This is a genomic window from Providencia vermicola, from assembly GCF_020381325.1.
Lineage (GTDB): Bacteria > Pseudomonadota > Gammaproteobacteria > Enterobacterales > Enterobacteriaceae > Providencia > Providencia vermicola.
Window position 1 is genome coordinate 22,248 of the sequence record NZ_JAGSPI010000016.1, and the last position, 17,045, is coordinate 39,292.

Annotated in this window: 18 protein-coding genes; 4 read left to right on the forward strand and 14 right to left on the reverse strand. The window is 40.1% G+C overall.

The features are described from left to right. The first annotated feature begins 72 nt into the window (after positions 1-72). From KDJ85_RS18825 to KDJ85_RS18840, 4 genes are read left to right on the forward strand one after another with little or no spacing between them, the layout of a single operon-like run. Positions 73-2,214, forward strand: coding sequence for a TonB-dependent siderophore receptor (locus KDJ85_RS18825; RefSeq protein WP_225820942.1), 2,142 nt, complete (start codon positions 73-75; stop codon positions 2,212-2,214). After that, entirely contained in the window at positions 2,214-2,465 is a 252-nt protein-coding gene (locus KDJ85_RS18830; protein ID WP_225820943.1) for a hypothetical protein, read from the forward strand. The genes KDJ85_RS18825 and KDJ85_RS18830 overlap by 1 nt, the downstream gene beginning before the upstream one ends. Then, the gene (locus KDJ85_RS18835) at positions 2,462-3,877 is read left to right on the forward strand and encodes a PepSY-associated TM helix domain-containing protein (RefSeq protein ID WP_225820944.1); all 1,416 of its coding nucleotides are present in this window, start codon (positions 2,462-2,464) and stop codon (positions 3,875-3,877) included. Before KDJ85_RS18830 ends, KDJ85_RS18835 begins: the two co-directional genes overlap by 4 nt. 1 nt (position 3,878) lies before the next feature. Beyond that, complete coding sequence (locus KDJ85_RS18840; protein ID WP_225820945.1) at positions 3,879-5,102, forward strand: RhtX/FptX family siderophore transporter; 1,224 nt, start codon at positions 3,879-3,881, stop codon at positions 5,100-5,102. A 51-nt stretch (positions 5,103-5,153) separates the two neighbouring features. Here KDJ85_RS18840 and KDJ85_RS18845 read toward each other — a convergent pair whose 3' ends face one another. The 14 genes from KDJ85_RS18845 to KDJ85_RS18910 all read right to left on the reverse strand — a co-directional run bounded on the left by KDJ85_RS18845 (position 5,154) and on the right by KDJ85_RS18910 (position 16,646). Next, a complete protein-coding gene (locus tag KDJ85_RS18845) occupies positions 5,154-5,549 on the reverse strand; it encodes a hypothetical protein (RefSeq protein ID WP_225820946.1) in 396 nt (131 codons plus the stop codon). Next, on the reverse strand, positions 5,546-6,088 hold the full coding sequence (locus KDJ85_RS18850; RefSeq protein WP_225820947.1) for a LemA family protein: 543 nt from the start codon (positions 6,086-6,088) through the stop codon (positions 5,546-5,548). The genes KDJ85_RS18845 and KDJ85_RS18850 overlap by 4 nt, the downstream gene beginning before the upstream one ends. A gap of 1 nt (position 6,089) precedes the next feature. Continuing rightward, positions 6,090-7,130: an E3 ubiquitin ligase family protein gene (locus KDJ85_RS18855; RefSeq protein ID WP_225820948.1), complete on the reverse strand. Its 1,041-nt coding sequence runs from the start codon at positions 7,128-7,130 to the stop codon at positions 6,090-6,092. Positions 7,131-7,159: 29 nt separating this feature from the next. Then, entirely contained in the window at positions 7,160-7,717 is a 558-nt protein-coding gene (locus tag KDJ85_RS18860) for a LemA family protein (RefSeq protein WP_225820949.1), read from the reverse strand. 257 nt (positions 7,718-7,974) lie between these two features. Further along, a complete protein-coding gene (locus KDJ85_RS18865; protein ID WP_263974627.1) occupies positions 7,975-8,190 on the reverse strand; it encodes a helix-turn-helix domain-containing protein in 216 nt (71 codons plus the stop codon). Between the two features lie 113 nt (positions 8,191-8,303). Next, positions 8,304-9,707, reverse strand: a complete 1,404-nt coding sequence (locus KDJ85_RS18870; protein WP_225820951.1) for an O-antigen ligase domain-containing protein — start codon at positions 9,705-9,707, stop codon at positions 8,304-8,306. 17 nt (positions 9,708-9,724) lie between these two features. Beyond that, entirely contained in the window at positions 9,725-10,780 is a 1,056-nt protein-coding gene (locus tag KDJ85_RS18875; protein WP_225820952.1) for an MrpH family fimbial adhesin, read from the reverse strand. 14 nt (positions 10,781-10,794) lie between these two features. Continuing rightward, positions 10,795-11,304, reverse strand: coding sequence for a fimbrial protein (locus tag KDJ85_RS18880; RefSeq protein ID WP_225820953.1), 510 nt, complete (start codon positions 11,302-11,304; stop codon positions 10,795-10,797). Between the two features lie 11 nt (positions 11,305-11,315). Then, positions 11,316-11,843, reverse strand: coding sequence for a fimbrial protein (locus KDJ85_RS18885; RefSeq protein ID WP_225820954.1), 528 nt, complete (start codon positions 11,841-11,843; stop codon positions 11,316-11,318). Further along, the gene (locus tag KDJ85_RS18890; protein ID WP_225820955.1) at positions 11,836-12,186 is read right to left on the reverse strand and encodes a hypothetical protein; all 351 of its coding nucleotides are present in this window, start codon (positions 12,184-12,186) and stop codon (positions 11,836-11,838) included. The genes KDJ85_RS18885 and KDJ85_RS18890 overlap by 8 nt, the downstream gene beginning before the upstream one ends. Before the next feature lie 27 nt (positions 12,187-12,213). Beyond that, on the reverse strand, positions 12,214-12,942 hold the full coding sequence (locus tag KDJ85_RS18895; RefSeq protein WP_225820956.1) for a fimbrial biogenesis chaperone: 729 nt from the start codon (positions 12,940-12,942) through the stop codon (positions 12,214-12,216). 13 nt (positions 12,943-12,955) lie between these two features. Continuing rightward, positions 12,956-15,445: a fimbria/pilus outer membrane usher protein gene (locus KDJ85_RS18900; protein WP_225820957.1), complete on the reverse strand. Its 2,490-nt coding sequence runs from the start codon at positions 15,443-15,445 to the stop codon at positions 12,956-12,958. Positions 15,446-15,480: 35 nt separating this feature from the next. Continuing rightward, a complete protein-coding gene (locus KDJ85_RS18905; RefSeq protein ID WP_225820958.1) occupies positions 15,481-16,050 on the reverse strand; it encodes a fimbrial protein in 570 nt (189 codons plus the stop codon). Positions 16,051-16,094: 44 nt separating this feature from the next. Then, positions 16,095-16,646, reverse strand: coding sequence for a fimbrial protein (locus KDJ85_RS18910; protein WP_225820959.1), 552 nt, complete (start codon positions 16,644-16,646; stop codon positions 16,095-16,097). Between the last annotated feature and the right edge of the window lie 399 nt (positions 16,647-17,045).

The following is a 17,045-nucleotide window of genomic DNA, read 5'->3' on the forward strand; positions in this document are numbered from 1 at the left end:
CGGTCGAAAGTATCCCCTGCCATTAATTGCTAAATTGATAACAATTATCATTTAACTTTTTAAGGGTAGGAAATGCTGTCCACGTCTAACATCAAATCATTCGGGATCTCCCGTCTAACGCCTTGTGCGCTACTATGTGCAACTGCAAGTTGGTCTTTGATGGCATATGCTGCGCCCACAGTGCAACCCAAGCACGACGTCATTCAAGTGACAGCATCTTCGGCTTCAGATGATGACTATATCGAACCTGGCGTCACGACATTAGGCAAAATAGCGCTTAAGCCACGAGAAGTGGCACAGTCGGTGAGTGTGATAGACAGAGAGCAAATCGAGAAACAGAATCTCCAAACCCTTAATGATGTTATGCAACGTGCAACAGGAGTGACCAGTGCACCTTATGTGAAGCTGACCACCGCTTATTATGTGCGAGGTTTCCAAATCGATTCCTTCGAAATTGATGGGGTGCCAGCTCTGTTAGGGAATATGGCAAGTTCACCTCAAGATATGGCGGTGTATGAGCGGGTTGAAATTTTACGTGGCTCAAATGGCTTATTGCACGGCATGGGAAATCCTGCGGCAACGGTCAATATGGTGCGCAAACATGCACCGAAAGAGAATATGGCAAAACTGAGCCTCAGTGCGGGCAGTTGGGATCGCTACCGTGGTGAAGTGGATGTGGGCGGCTTACTCAATGACTCAGGTTCAGTGCGCGGGCGCTTTGTAATGGCATGGGAAGATAAAGATTACTTCTATGATGTGTCTGACCAACAAACTCGTCTGATGTACGGTACGGTCGATATCGATATCACCTCAGACACATTGTTACGTATGGGGGCTCAGTTCCAAACCATTGATTCAGTAACCAATATGGCGGGTGTACCGATGGGGAAAGATGGCAGCGATTTGCACCTTCCACGTAAAACCTATTTGGATGTGGACTGGGATCGCTTCAAATGGGACACCTCACGCAGCTTTGCGGGTATTGAGCACCGAATCAATGATAACTGGCAATATAAATTAAATGCTGAATATCAACATGTTAATGCACGTCTCTTGTATGCAGGGGCATGGGGTAATATTGACCCAGCCACAGGTGATGGGGCTATGTTGATGGGGGGCGCCTATAAATTCCGCAATGAGCAAACCAGTTTAGACACCAGCTTAAATGGCAAAGTGGATGGCTGGGGCTTAAAGCATGATGTCATTGTGGGCGCGAGTTATTCCCATGCCAGCGAAAAGCAATACAGTGCCGATCTTGACCCTGCGTTAAATGTCCCTGTGAATGTGTATCGCTGGGATCCGCACAGTGTGCCGAAACCGAAAATAGGTGCCTACAGCTCTGCTGGTGCTACTAAAACTACTCAAAAAGGTCTGTATGGAATGAGCCGCATTAAGGTGATTGAGCCTGTGACGGTCATTGTTGGGGCGCGTGACAGTTGGTGGGAGGTAAAAACACCAACGGCGAATTTCACAGAAAATGGCCGCATTACTCCTTACGGTGGCGTGATTTGGGATTTTGCCCCGCAATGGTCTTGGTACAACAGCTATTCCACAGTGTACCAACCTCAAACAGGGAAAACATGGAGCGGTAAAATGCTCAAACCTGTTGAAGGCCAAACCTTAGAAACAGGGATTAAAGGTTCCTTGCTAAATGGCAGCTTAAATTTATCGGGTGCGGTTTACCAAATTGATATTAAAAATAACCCACAAATCGACCCTGAGCACCCAACGGGCGGCTTTAATAACTATTTTATCAGTGGCGGAAAAGTGCGTAGCCAAGGCTTTGAACTCGAAGGCGTTGGATATATCACGCCATTCTGGGATTTATCCGTGGGCTATACCTATACCGACACGAAATACCGTGATGATAGCCAACACAAAGGGGATTCTTACAATACCTTGACGCCTCGCCATATGTTACGTGTCTGGTCAAATTACGACCTACCTTGGGATGAACGTAAGTGGAGCTTAGGCGGTGGCATGCAGGCACAAAGTGCGTATAGCACTAGCAATGGAAACGTAACATTACGCCAAGGCGGCTACGCAATTTTCAATACGCGTCTAGGCTACCAAATTGATGAAACATGGACAGCCGCAGTGAACGTGAACAACGTGTTTGACCGTCGCTATTATTCCGGGTTGTTCTCCCCACAATGGAATAACCGCTATGGTGACCCACGTAATGTGATGTTTACTTTGAAGGCTGATTTTTAATGAAATTAGCAAGTGCCTTGTCGGTTGCTGGGACAATCATGGGTGGTGCCGTGCTATCGATGTTGATAGCACGCTTTTACCCGTCATTAGACCCACTTAACCGATTATACGCAGCTGTTTTTCTTAGTAGTTTGGTCACAATGGGGCTCTTAGTGTACAACCTGACAGCGCCGACTTGGCAGCGCGCATTATTACGCAGCTATGGCTGGTGGCCGTTACCACTGGCTTTTATGTTAGGGGGCATATTGTGATCCTTCGCCAATCACCTTCTTTAGCCCATCGTTTAGATATTCTGCACCGTAGTGCAGGGGTATTTTTCGGCATTTTTTTATTTATCATTTTATTTAGTGGTTGCTGGAGTTTAGGCAGTGATGCATTGCGCTTATGGTGGAATGATGCGCCATTATCAGGGCAAATATTACCGATAAACCAGTTGATTGCATTGCAGGTAGATGCGCAAATGATCCAATTGCCCCAAGAAAACAACCCTGTTATCACCTTTTGCCAAGGCATGGGGCAGTGTGCATCTAGCTATAGCGCCATTACAGGCAAGCTAATCGAACAAAATACCCCTGCGATGTGGTTGGTCACACTACATAAAAACCTCTTTCTTGGTTTTCCTGGGCGTATTTTCCTCAGTTTATTTGGTTTTGCATTGGCCGTTTTATTGATCACGGGGTGGTTCATTCAACGCAAGCGTATCGCTACGATGCTACGTTTACCGAGGCGAACAAGTTTACGGTTATTTTTCCATGATTTACACAGTTGGCTGGGGCTTTGGTGTTATCCATGGCTCATTCTCTTTGCGTTGACAGGGGCTCTTTCTGGATTAGGTGCCTTAGGCACGGTTTCATTGGCACAAAGAGCCGCACCTGAATCCCCTCAAATGATTATGAAAAACTTGATGGGCGGGTTTGATACAGTAGAAACGCCGACTGATGTTTCTGAAAACACGGTGGCATCGGTTATTACTGCGCTAGGAGAAACCGTACCCTCTTTTATTCCCCAAACGGTTGGATTTCAAGGTGAAAAGTGGATTATCGGCGGCGTGCGAGAAGGGCAGCTTTCCACTGCCAACTTTGAACAATACCAATTTGATAGCACCAAAAAACAGCTTGTTGGTATACGTGATTCTTCTCAGCAAAGTGGGTGGACAAGGGCCTTTATTGCCGTCCAGCCTGTGCATTATGGGCAATACCAGTGGTGGCCTCAAGGTGAAAATCTGGCCAGTATTGTGCATTTTTTGGCGGGAATCGGTGCCTTGGTATTAGTCTCGGCGGGGTTGGCTATGTGGTGCTGGCGGCGAATGGAGACCGTATTCGCGCGTTTCATTGTGGGAGGTTGTGGCGGGTTACTGCTGGCAAGTAGCGTTTTACTTGCATTGGCTCCGTGGCCGCTGTTGCTGTCATCCTATTCTTTTTTCCTGTGTTGGGCTGCCTGCTTGCTGCTGTGTTTGTTGTATAAAAATGTACGCGCTAGCTTAGCAATTATTTGTTTGTTATCAGCGAGCCTGTTATTTGCCGCATTTATTGCCTCTTCGGTTTCCCACTTAGCCCCATTTTCACGTATTGACCTCACAGTGTTATGTAGCGCAGTGGGGCTGCTTATCGGTTTTTTCGCTTGTCAGACATTGTCATGCACAGCAAAACGTGCACGGAGTTAATATGAAAGATCTTTTACAAAATAAACAGTTAGTGTTGACACTTGGCCTGCTTTACCTTGCCCAAGGGATCCCAATGGGTATTGCGATGGACGCATTGCCAACTTTTTTACGCCATGATGGCGGGGAATTGAAAGTCTTGGCATTTTTACCACTGGTGGGCTTGCCATGGGTGGTAAAATTTCTATGGGCATCATTTGTGGATAACCATTGGGGCAAAAAGCTTGGTCGCCGAAAAAGCTGGATCATTCCAATGCAAATTATTGTTACTCTGACGATGTTTGCACTGAGTACATTAGGTTTATCTGTTGAAAATGCACTCCCTTGTGTGGTGTTGTTATTTGTTGCTTCACTGGCAAGTGCGACGCAGGATATTGCAACTGACGGAATGGCCGCTGAACAAGTGAGTAGCTCAATGTTATCAAAAATCAATGCAGTGCAGATTGCAGGTGTGATGGCTGGCTTCTTTATTGGTGGTGCCGGTTTAATGATTATGAGTGAAAGCTTAGGGCAGCATATGGCATTGGGAGTTTTAGCCTGCGTGCCATTAGTGAGCTTATTTTTTATCTTGTTTTGTCCTTTAAAAAATACCGTGATATCGACAAGTTCTAATGAAAAAGCGAGTTTATTCAAAACGTTTAAACGCCGTGGAGCACTGCGCTTATTGTTATTGACCTTATTATCTGCAGTGACGGCGGTTTCAGGGTTTGGTTTGGCAAAACTGTTTTTAAACGATGCAGGATGGTCGTTGGCGCAAATTGGCAAAATGGGGATGGCTGGTGGTCTAGTTACCCTAGTATTAGGGTGCGGTGGTGGTGCATGGCTGATTAGTAAGATTGGCGTTTGGCGTGCTTTTTCGTTTGGTTTATTGTTTGCACTGATTTCCTCTTTATTGTGGATGTTGCAGTCGTTTAACGGGGTTTCCATTAGCATGGTTGCACTGTGTATTACTTTTGGCTCATTATCTGCTGGAATTACATCGGTAGCGATCATGACGGCAGGGATGCAATTTGCCTCACAATATCATCAAGCGGGAACGGATATGACAGCGGTACAGAGCACAAGGGATATCGGTGAACTTGCTAGTTCAATGATGCTAGTGGGGCTCACTGCTGCGGTTGGTTATTCAGGGGGCTTTATTTTAGGCGCATCAATTGCGTTGGTTGCACTTTTTGTGACCTTTTCACATTATCGTTATGTGCAACAATTGGCATCAGAACAAGTTTAAGCTGGTAAAATAGACGGACAGAGCAAGGTAGCCTTGCTCTGCCCTTGGGTTTTATTTTCTCTTAGAGTTTTTCTGTTTGTTTTTGATTTCATTGTTCGCTTTGTCTACCGCTTTACTAAAGTAGCTATTTAAATAGTTTTGATTGGTTAAGAAAAATAGCAAACAACTGCCAACAATCACGAGCCAAATCAGCTGGAATTTAATAGTTTCTTCAAGGCGAAACAATAACATTAATGGGATCATGACGATCATGCTGATAAAAACAGAGCAAAACAAAGAGCCTGCCACGTAGCCTGACAGTTTTTTTAGCCCCAACACATTGAGAATAATTAAGCTGACAATAGAAGCAAACAGAGTGCCAAATGTGGCAAACATGATAATAATTCCCACCTCTTGCTCTAATAACCAATCCGTAAAGCCAAGCCAAGAAAAAGGTATGCTAATCATGATGTAGACTCCTGTTGACCATATAGCAAAGGGATGTCCTTAAAGCGAAATAACATAGCAAAAATCAGGTTTGGGAATATATGAATATCCGTATTGTAGAGCGTCACGGTTTGGTTAAAGAACTCACGACGGTCAGCTATTTGGTCTTCAACGAGTTTTGCCTGTTTTTGCAATTCTAATAGTGCCGATTTACTGATGAGTTGCGGATACTTTTCTGCGATGGCAATTAATGGCTTTATTTTAGGGGCGATTTTGTTTGCAGTATCGACCTTGCTTTCTATTCTTGTACTCTCTAAATAGCGCTGTCGGCTCTGTACTAACTCACTCAATAACTGTTTTTCATGTACCATGGCTTGGTCTGCAACTTGGGTTAGCACAGGTAATAATTCCACCTGTTTTTTTAATAACACATCAATATTGGCGAATGCTTTATAACAGTTATTTTTTAAGAAAATAATGTTGTTATAGGTGTTTACCAAATAACGTAAAAAAATAAAACTAACAATCCCGATGATGAGAAAGAAAATAATTTTTTCCATATTAGTCATCACCTAACCAGGATATTTGGTCAAAATGCATCCGTAATTGACCATTTTGGTAATCCATTGGCGTGATAATAATCGTCCCAATCAGTAAAAGTGCAGCAATAACGGTGAGCGTTAAATTACGGCGCAAAGGCCGAGCTTTGTTCCAACTGACCACGAAATCCGATGGCGAAACGCCAAGTAATAAATGCGGTGCTTTGCGAATAATAACAGGTTTACCGTTTTCATCTGAATCTACAGTGCCGATTAATAAATAATTGGTTTTAGGCTCTAAAATATATTCGGTATAACGGCGATTACCATTTTCCCTATCAATGTGCGGTGATAACCCAGGGTAGACAAAATATTCAGGATCACATTCAACATTGATTGAGCCAGTGTCATCGGTCAACGTAAAGTAATGCATGCGTTTTTTACTATTTTGTAGCGTATAACTTTTTTTGCCATCTTTATCTTTTGAAATTGAATATTCAAAATAAAATGAACCGTAGCAGGTTTTATTACCTAACTCACTTTTAATTTCCGTACCTGCCGTGATCTTCCCTTCCACTTCCACTAACCCCATCGCAACGGAACGTATTTTTGAAGTTGCTAGATTTTTTTGAAATTTTAAGAAGCGTTTGGTTGGCGTATTTTCAATAAATTTAAAAACAAAGGTGAGGACAAATGCGAGAAAAAAGATACGCATATCGATAAAAAAGCCCGCCATTAAACAGGTCGCTAATAATGTTCCGACCACGACTTTAACGAACGCAGCAAATTTAGATGAGCCTTCATTTTGCATCCGTTGGTAGGATTGAATACCCGATTCAGTGATCCTAACCAAATGGCGGGAAACAAAAAAGGTAACCACCATTACAACAACGTAATACAGGATGCTCGGGTAATCCCCTTGTGTTGGGGAGATTGACACCCACATACCAAAGGCCATGCTAAGAAAGGGAATGATGCCCCAATTCAATTTTTTATTGATCGAAAAATGATTATTAAGAAGTAAAATTAATGCACCGACTGCGGCACCAAATAAAAAATACATTTTTACTTATCCAGTTCTTTAAGCAAAGACTATTTAAATTGAACGCCATGGTATTGTTTTTCGTCATCAGCAATTTCCAGTAAAGGTAATTGTGTAAAACGAAACGCATTAGCAACAATGCTGTCAGGAAACATTTGGATTGCCGTGTTGTATTCGGTTGTTGCGTCATTAAAGCCTTCGCGGCGCTGGGCAATTTTATTTTCTACATCACTTAAGGCAATTTGTAATTGGGTAAATTGTTCGCCTGAAATCAGTGTTGGGTAATTTTCAGCAATCGCAATAATGCTGCGTAAAGTACGATTCATTTCATTCGATGCAGCAATTTTTTCATTCAAATCTTTTGCATCAAAGTAGCTTTGGCGTGCATCACTTAATGAAGTAAATAAGGTTTTTTCATGTTCCATCGCTTTTTCGGTGATGGTGACAAGTTGGGGTATTTGATCCGCACGTTGTTTTAAAACCACATCAATATTGGCAAATTGGTTACTCACTTGGTTTCGAGTGCTAATGAGGCGATTATAAATAGTAATCCCCCAGCCTACTAAAAGTAATAGTGCAATGCATACCACGATAAGGGTGATTGTCATATTTGGGCCTTTTAACCAGAAAATTGTGTCTGTTTAGGATTTGAACTTAAACGTATAAGAGGGGGATAAATTAAGCAATCAGAAAAGAGATAAATTGATGGTTTGAGTCGTGATATGCAGGCTAACACCTAAAATAAAGGGGTACTAGGTGCTGTTTATCTTTAGTGGTCAATTTTTTGGATTGTTTTTTAACCTTTTTAGCGGTAAAAATCATCAACAAAGATAAACAGCCCCTAGCCATGTATATTTAAAGGGCATTAAAAGAACTTGTCTACGGTGGAGTCTATTTCATGGTAATTTTGTTCAAGGAAATAGTTTAAATCGCATTGTAGAATATTGGCGAATATACAAAGTCGACGGATCGTAAAATTTTGTACGCCACGTTCATAACGGGATATTTGTTGTTGGCTTAAGCCTGATTTTTTTCCTAAGCTATCGCCCGTTAAGCCCATTTGTAAACGACGCTTGCGCATTTTATGCCCAATATAAGAATTTGAAATGTCTGTATGGTATTTTGTCATAATATAACTCTAATCAAGTGATAATAAATTAAATTAGTATTAAACTATTGGTATGTGTTCAATAATTAATCAAGGCTTACTAATTCGATATCATCATTGGGGTAAATATAATTTTCTCCATTAAATAAAACGATCCCTAAAATAAAAACACTAATTCCAATAATAGATATCATAACGCTAAATAATGCGGATAAATTTTTATTAATATAAAATAATGATTGATCTTTTAGTGAGAATGCAGAGTCAGAAAAAGATAAAAATAATATAATCGTCCCCCAATGCAATACCGATAAAAGAAACGGGTATTCAACATTGTTATGAATAACGATGGGGAGTATGGCAATGATCAGCGCTAATGAATATCCATTGCCATTTTTTTTGTATTTAATAAAAGATTGGAAAATAACGTAAATACTCCCTGTTATAAGTAGCGACATAAAAATTAAATTAATATTGCTTCCTCTCATAATCCAAAGAAAAATTTCATTATGTGAATGTGGAACGATGTATTGTTCTGGACTTAAAAAGGGTAATGGTGTTCTACCATAACTATCCTTAGGGATTAATGAAGGATCCCAGATATCATCAGGTTGCTCCAAAAAGAGGGTAATTGAAAATCGTAACATTTGTTTTAAATGAAACTGATTAATCACCTCAGTATTGATAAACTGAGGGCATAATTTAATGAAGTAAATACCAATAAACACAGCTACAGCCATGATAAAGTAGCTAGCAATCACTCTAAGCTGATTTTTTTTATAGAAAAAACAAATGAATATGAAAATTGCCACAATAAAACTTAACCATGTCGTGACGGACTGAAGTGTTACAAGAGTTAAAGTAAATAAAAAAATTGAGCAGCCTAAGGCAATAGTTCGCATATTTTCATATTTAGCATTCGCTAAGGTAAACTGTGATAATATAAGTGTCATCATTGCAAGTAAGCATGATGCCGCAACGCTCACTGACAATATATTAATTTGTTGTGATAAACCATTTGAGCGCATATCAGTTGCGAAATAAAAAATATCGGGCTGAGTAAAAAACTGGTAACCTGTTAAGAGCGCTTGAATAGCTGAGAATGTAATATTGCAATAAATACAAAATGACTGTACCCGCCATCTATCTTTTATTTGTAGTCCAGTAATATATAATAAAACACCAATAGTAATACCTGACCAATACCAAAAAATAAGGTCACTTTTTATATCTGTCGAATAAGCAAGCCCCATGGCTAAAAAAATTAATGCAATCAAAAAACAAATTGCGGGTACAGTTATAACAATTTTATTCTTCCGATAAAAAACAGTAAATGAAATAGTCGAAATAATTATAGCAATAGCGAGCCAGCCAATGATATTTTGCGGAAGTGATTGACGTAAACTTCCCAGGCTATCAATATAAATTAGGCTGGTTAAATGCCAAATAATAAATATACCAATAAATAATGAACGAGATATCATAATCATAGTGCATTACCACTGTATTAAATAAAGGTAGCGATTAACCAAGCATTGCCTTTGTAGTCTCCAGGTTCAGCGTCTGAACCTGAAAGCTGACTTTCAATGCGAATATTTTTGACCTTATCAATAGTGGTTTCAATTTCTTTCCCACTTTGGTTGGTTTGCTCATCATAAAGCGTGACTTCAGAGTAAATTGTATTATTGCCTGATTTTAGTGGAACGCGTTTTTCTGGATCGGTGTCAGTTGCGTAATCTAATTTTAATTTCACTTTTACAGGCTGGACTCGTTCACAGGTATAGGTGACTGTGCGTGTTTCCTTACTATTAAACTCAAAGGCATCTAGGGTTTTATGATCAATATTTAAATTATCAATATTGGAATGGCAATTTGATGGATAATTAACCACAGATGTGGTGAGGTCTAATTTCACACTCGCTTTATCTGCAGGGACGTAAAGAGTTGGAGTGCCATAATCCTGGAATAAGCGGGTATAGCCCGCAATCATTGCATCAGGAATAACAATCTTGCCATCGACAGGGATTTCTTTAACATAAACCCTCACTTCAAAGGGGAAGTGTACGGTGAAGAAAGATGTGTCTAATGGCCCCATTTCTTCATTAGAGCACCCGCGCCCTGAAATATTTCGCCACCCGCTAGTAATGCCGTTGTCAGAATAAAGGGTAAAAAAGGTATTTGCATTGATTTTATAAGCTTTTAATCCCTTTAGAGAAAAGCCAGCCTCTGGCATATAAGCAAAAACACGATGATAAGCATAGCTCCAACCGAGCCCCGCACTATAATTTCCTTCTAAAAAATTGACGGTGCATCTTACTTGGCCAAAAGGTTGTGACGTTGTTTCATTAATAACAATCCCTGTACTATTTGGTGGCGCAATTAAATAATATTTATTGTTATCTGTGCCAATAGTTGGGGTTGTTGCCACAACCGAATTGTTCGAAATGAGGTTCATTTTATACCCACCGCCAGCACCTGCGTAGCGGGTAGCCTGTGCGTGTAAACTTCCTAAACACAGTGGTAACAATAAAAGTAATTGTGTACAAATTTTTAATTTTTTCATAAGGTTTCCCAATATTACAGGTAATCAACCATCACAGATAATGCGGCTGTAAATGGCCCAGCGGTAAGGTTTTCTAGGGCTTGATTAGTCACAAGTTGCGACTGAATAACGATTTTCCCTGTATCACCACTGACAGTGGGTGCGATCCTTTCCCATTTATTGAGGTTCAGCGCTGTGCTTTTATTTTCTTCTGAAAAACGAATACCTAGCCCCGTAATTGAGGTCGCCAGTACCGTTTCGTTATTGACGGTTAGGGTATTGCCTTCCCTTGGTGAAAGGTAAACCTGTAAATTTTTACGAAGCTCACATTGCTTAATCAAAATGCCAAAAGACTGCTTTTCTTCCGTTAATCTATCTAAGGCAACTTCTCTAAAATTGATAAATAGCTCTTTCTCGCCATTTTCCGCAGTTAATACACAAGGTGGCCGTACTAATTTGGCAGACAATGACAGCAAGACATCAGCTTGAGCACCAAAGGAAATAAATAGCCCCACTAAAGGGAATACAAAACGTGTCAGTTTCATTTTATTTTTCCTTATTGATAATCAAGATTGAACGTCACGGTTGAGGCAAAACTGCCTGTTTGTAAACGCGCATTAAAGGGTTTTTGTGCATACACACCAAATGAAAGAGTATTAATTGACCCTTTTCCTGATTCAGTAACAGTACTGACGTCTATTTTTGTATTCAGGTCGAGCTCTTTGCCATTGCTATCGGTAAGCGCCAGTAACACATTGGATTCACCTGTTGTTTTTAGGTAGTTAATGCCATTATGCGTTTCGGTATTTTGGGTATTTAAGGTGATTTTGATGGTTTTATTTAACGCCATCGCTGAACAGTCTACGATATCAAGTTGAAAGGGCTGTACTTCGGAACGGCCCAATGTTTCGAGAGATGAAAAGCGCAACCCAGACAGGTAGATTTTTTTCTGGGCATCATCATCACTGAGGCGACAACCTAAAGGCACTAATACCCCTTCAAAATAAACTGTTAAGCTATTGGCAAAACTGCTATTTCCCGTTAGGAATAAAAGGCTAAATAATAATATTGAGTACTTAGTCATAATTTATTTCCAGACGTTGTGCTGGGTTATTGGCAGGGATAGATAACAAAAATGTGTTATTGCGCAAGGGTTGTGCTAACACATACTTTTCTGCACCCAACTTCAAAGTAAAAGGCACCCAAGCGTGTCGTTTTGCTAACTGATTACAATGGGAAAAATTCATTTCTAATTGATAGGCCTGTGCCAATAACGTATTTTCATTCAATTTCAATGAAATTAGTGGTAGACAAGGAGCAGTGACAATACGTGCGTTGACATAGACTGTGCCCGTAGTGACTGGTGCAGTGGACTGCGCAAAAATAGGTGCCGCAAAAGCCCATAGCGCTAAGTAACGTAATTTCATAGTTCTGCTCCTTTCTATTTTGATGCATTATTCAGTCACGCTGCACTGCGATGCTTGGCACTTGAATGCCAATGATGGCTTTCCGCCATAATCATTAATATATGTCAGGTAAGGTGTTGAAAATTTGGCTGATTTAATAATTTGATTCGATTTTGGTGGCACCATGACAGCCTCAAAATCACTCTCTTCAGATTGTTTTTGGCTGTTTCCAATGCCTATAACGGTTAAATAAAAAGGCGTTGGATTATTTAATGTATAGCCTGTTGCTGCAGGCGTTAGCGTGACGTGTTTTGCCCAATCTGTTTTACTTTGCGCCACAATACTTTCAGGGCGATAAAATAGTTTTACGCGGCTTTGTAACGCAATTTGCAACACGCCAGCTTCTGATGATTTAGGCGGGATCTCGCGCAGGTTGTAGTAAAACAGAGATTCTCTGTCTTGGGGTAATTTCGCTACGTCAGGCGCTGTACTTAAGCGAACCAAGCTGGTGGACTTTGGCTCCATACGCTGAATAGGGGGCGTGGCAATAATAGGGCCTGTTTCGAGTTTTTGTTCTAAGGTATTTTCTAACCATGACTGTGCTAAGTAAGGCAATTCAGGGTTATCATTGCGGATCGTAATATTAATAGATGGCTGATTCCCATCGAAAATAATACGAGTACGATCAAGCGTGACAGCGGCTTGAGCGGCGCTCAAGACAACAGCCGTAAGCATGAATGCGGTGGTTAAACGTAAAAAGTGGCGGTTCAATTTCATTTCAATTCTCTTATTAACGACAAATGATAGTAGGGTAAACGTCCTGAGGGCTAATCACGTCAGGAACCTGTGCACTGCACTGAAGTTTGTTTCCCCAATAGATATTTAATAATTCCTTGGCGCGGATACCGACAATCCACGTAATGCCTTGCTCGCCGACAATGCCTAGCTCAATATTGCTGCTATTGCGCACGCTGGCTCCAAATGGTGGATAGCTGTTATCGGTAAGTTTTAAACGTGCAAAAGTTTTTTCACCTTGAATAACGTTCAGGCTACGGTAACCAATAGCACCACGAGTTAATGTGGCATCAGCAACGGTCTCTAACGCTTCAATATCCTTTGGTAATTTGCTGGTATTAATCGATGCGCTAGTTTTTCGATAACTGCTCACATTTGGTAATACAGCAAGGCCGAAGTGGTTAGTTTTGTATACCCCACCACTGAGTGGTACGTTAGCAGCGCCTGGGGTTTCTACTACGAGGCGTGTGCCCCCATAGGCCGCTTGGTGCATAGCAATCCCTTCTTTAATTAAGGTGATACCACCATTAATTGATCCCCCTACGCTGTGGTATTCATTCGGCACATAGCTGGCATTCCCTGAAATCGAGGCATAAGGAAGGTTTTGGCTTAAATACCCGCTAAAGCTAGTTTGATCATCTTGATGGCTTCCAGTTTGGTAACCCACATTCAGGTTATAGCTACGTTGTTCGCTATATCCGCTGTAGCCAACATTGTGGGTTGAGCTGTGCTTGCCATTTTGATCTCGCGTGTATCCTTCAGAAAAACTAAAACTACTGCCTTGAGATAATGGGATCGTAAAATATAGGCTTATCGCATCATCTTGATAGCCTGCTCTTTTTGAACGGGTTGCAGATGCAGTGAGGTTAATATTTTTCAACCCAATTGCCGCCCAATTTAACAAGGTGCTCAGATATAAACTGTACTGTTCTTCGGTTTCACTATTCCAATAGGTGTTGTATTGGTAGTTGCCACCCAACGAGAAATCATCAAAATATTTATTGATATTTACTTGGTAGCTTTCTTTTTGCGCTTGAGCTTCATTGCCTGTACGGCGTTCATCCAAGGTTTGTTGCAATGAACGGTAAGTTTCATCAGAGAAACGGTACCCTGCGAACGTAATATCGGTTCTGGCTTCGTCAAACGATTTTGAATAACTGAGGCGGTAGCTTCGTCCCGTCAATGTTTTATTAATTAGCTGAGCATGTGATTGAGTGGCATCAAACGAAAGGCTGCCGAATGCAAATAAGTCACGCCCAAAACCTGCTGAATATGCTTGGTAATTTTTCGATAAAACCGACCCACCATAAATAGACCACAGGTTATTTAATCCATAGGACAACTCACCTGATGCGGTTAAATCGCCTTCAAGCTCCCGGCCATTAAAGCGTGGTTTTCCTGCGGCAAATTTATAACGAATTTGCCCTGGTCGCGTTAAATAAGGTAACGCGGCCGTGGTAATACTAAACTGTTGTTCTTCACCGTTTTCTTCACGCACGGTGACATCAAGGGTTCCGCGAATGGAGCTATCAAGTGTTTGAATACGAAACGGTCCCGCAGGTACGGTAGTTTCTAACACGATACGATTATGACTTTTGACAATAACGGTGGCATTAGTCTGGGCAATACCAATAATTTCAGGGGCATAACCTGTTAACTTTGGCGGCATCATATTTTCATCGGTTTCAAGAGAAATACCGGTGTACTGCCAAGAGTCAAAAATAGCAGAGTAAAAGTAGTTTTCACCTAGCGTTAAAACAGAAGCTATTGATTTAATTGAACGGTATGCGAATAAGCGGCTAAACGAAGCATCGCTATATTGGTTCTCAAAGCTCCCCGTGGATTTACGGTAATTGGCTTGGTAATCACCCCGTAAGCGCCATGCACCAAGATTAAGGCCTGTTGTTCCATTGGCTGAAATATATGACTCTCGAGAGCCTGAGTTTCTACGCGTTAAAGAACCCGTGAGGTTGTAATCCAATAAAAAGCCATTAACACCTTCCTCCCAACGGGAAGGAGGAACCCAACTTGGATCCGTGTATTCTAAATAGCTTTGTGGAATTAAAATGGAGAGCGTTAATGTGGATAAATCAACATTCAGCGTTGCTCCCTCAAGTGCGGACAAATCCAAGCATTTTCCATTATCACGATATTGAACTAATTTGATAGCATCAGGCGTTAACCCTAAACGATCTAGAATATTGAAGGGAACACAAACGGTATTAAATAAGTTATTTTCTTGAGATTGCGGTGCGATCACAGTGATATCTTGCGCACTTCCCATACTCTCATTATTGACTTTGAGTGTTAAATGGTAAGTGCCAGGCATAATAAATCCTGCCTGAGAAAACTGGCTAAAATCAATATTCTGTGTGTCTTCAGTATCTAACATATCAGTATTAAATTCGACAGCATAGGCTATTGAAGATATCAAAGATAAAAAAGACGTCACAATAATGTAAGAATAAATATTAAGTCTAACCATGATTTTTTCGTCAAATTAATTATGAGTTTATTTTATTAATCGTAAGTAACGTTGAATTTAATGGTGGTAAAGTAATCCCCAGGTGTAATTTCATTATTACTTGTGCCTAATTCTGTTTCATATTTCAAATAGCTTTCTTTACTTTTATGGTCAAAATAAATGTAGTTATTAGATATAGAATAAAGTTTATTTGGCATTAATAAGTTGTCATTACTATCGTAAATATATAGAACAACACCAGGCTTAGGACCTGAAAGCTTTATTGCATTGCTATATATATCTTGTGGGGCAAAGAAGCGAATTCTAATACCTTTGTGGTTGTTATTATCATATTCACTAATGCAGTTATTCAATTTTATATGAAACGGTTTTCGTGTTATCTTTCTATTTTCTATTTCATTAATATTGTAATTGGAAATATAGTCATAGTTGATATATTGATATTGACTGTCTGTTTCAATAGAACAAGGAGCTGCAACAATATAACCTTGCATTATTGCTTCACCACGAAGTCCGTCCTGTACATGCCCTAAATTAGAATCTGTTGCATAAGAATTGATCGAACTCAATAACAAAGTAGTCCATAGATAAATATGTTTTTTCATAATGAACCTTTTTATAGGGAGGAATAATATCCTCCCTTAAAAAATTACTCGTATGTGATTTTAAAATCAGCAATAGAGCTAAATTCACCTTCAGTGACTGGTGTTGCACCATCAACGCGTTTAGCTAATGCAGTAAATTCTAAAACGTTCTCACCTTGTTTATTACGAATTTGATTCATCACAGATTTAGCTTCATCAAATTTAAAATCTTTAATCTGAACACCGATGTTTGTTGCAGAACCTGTCGTTCCTAAGAACTCTTTGTTAGTACCAACATAGTTTTTACCACCAAAGGTAATTTTGATATCTTTAACGGCGACCCAGTTGTCATCTTTGTCTTTGCTGAATTCATCGAAATTACAGTCTTTGATTTTAATCGCGATATCTTTTTCAGCTGCATTACCTGCTTCCAAAGAGGCACGAGAAAGTTGACCAAAAGGGACTTCTTGTTTAGTGCTTTCAGATTCAATATTACATGGCGCATTAACAACTTGGCCGCTGAAACGTAATTCACCTGTGTTACCACTTGCTAATACAGCGGTAGACAGTGTTGACGCAGCAAATAAAACAGCAACAGATAATTTATTTAATTTCATACTAAAATCCTTAAGAGAAAAATTAACAATTTCCATAATTAGGCTTCTTAATTAGCGGGCATTATAGAAATTGATTTACTAGCCCATCATTGGGATATAACTGGTTTATATAAAAGAATAACTGGGCCTTTTATAAACCTGTTTCCATTTGTTCCATTTGTACCTTCATATCAGGTCAAGAAATGATATTTGAATGTCAGTCTATTCGACGAGAGCTATATTACCCTCGCCAAGCGTATTGCGAAATAAAATTCTTAAATTTTAATATAATATGAATATTTGTTCTTTTTTGTTGTTGTTTTTAATGTATTTTAATGTTTTTATGCTTAATTAATATTGAAGTAAATAATTAATTTTTGTGATTTTAAGGTGTTTTAAGGCTGTCTCTTATACACATCT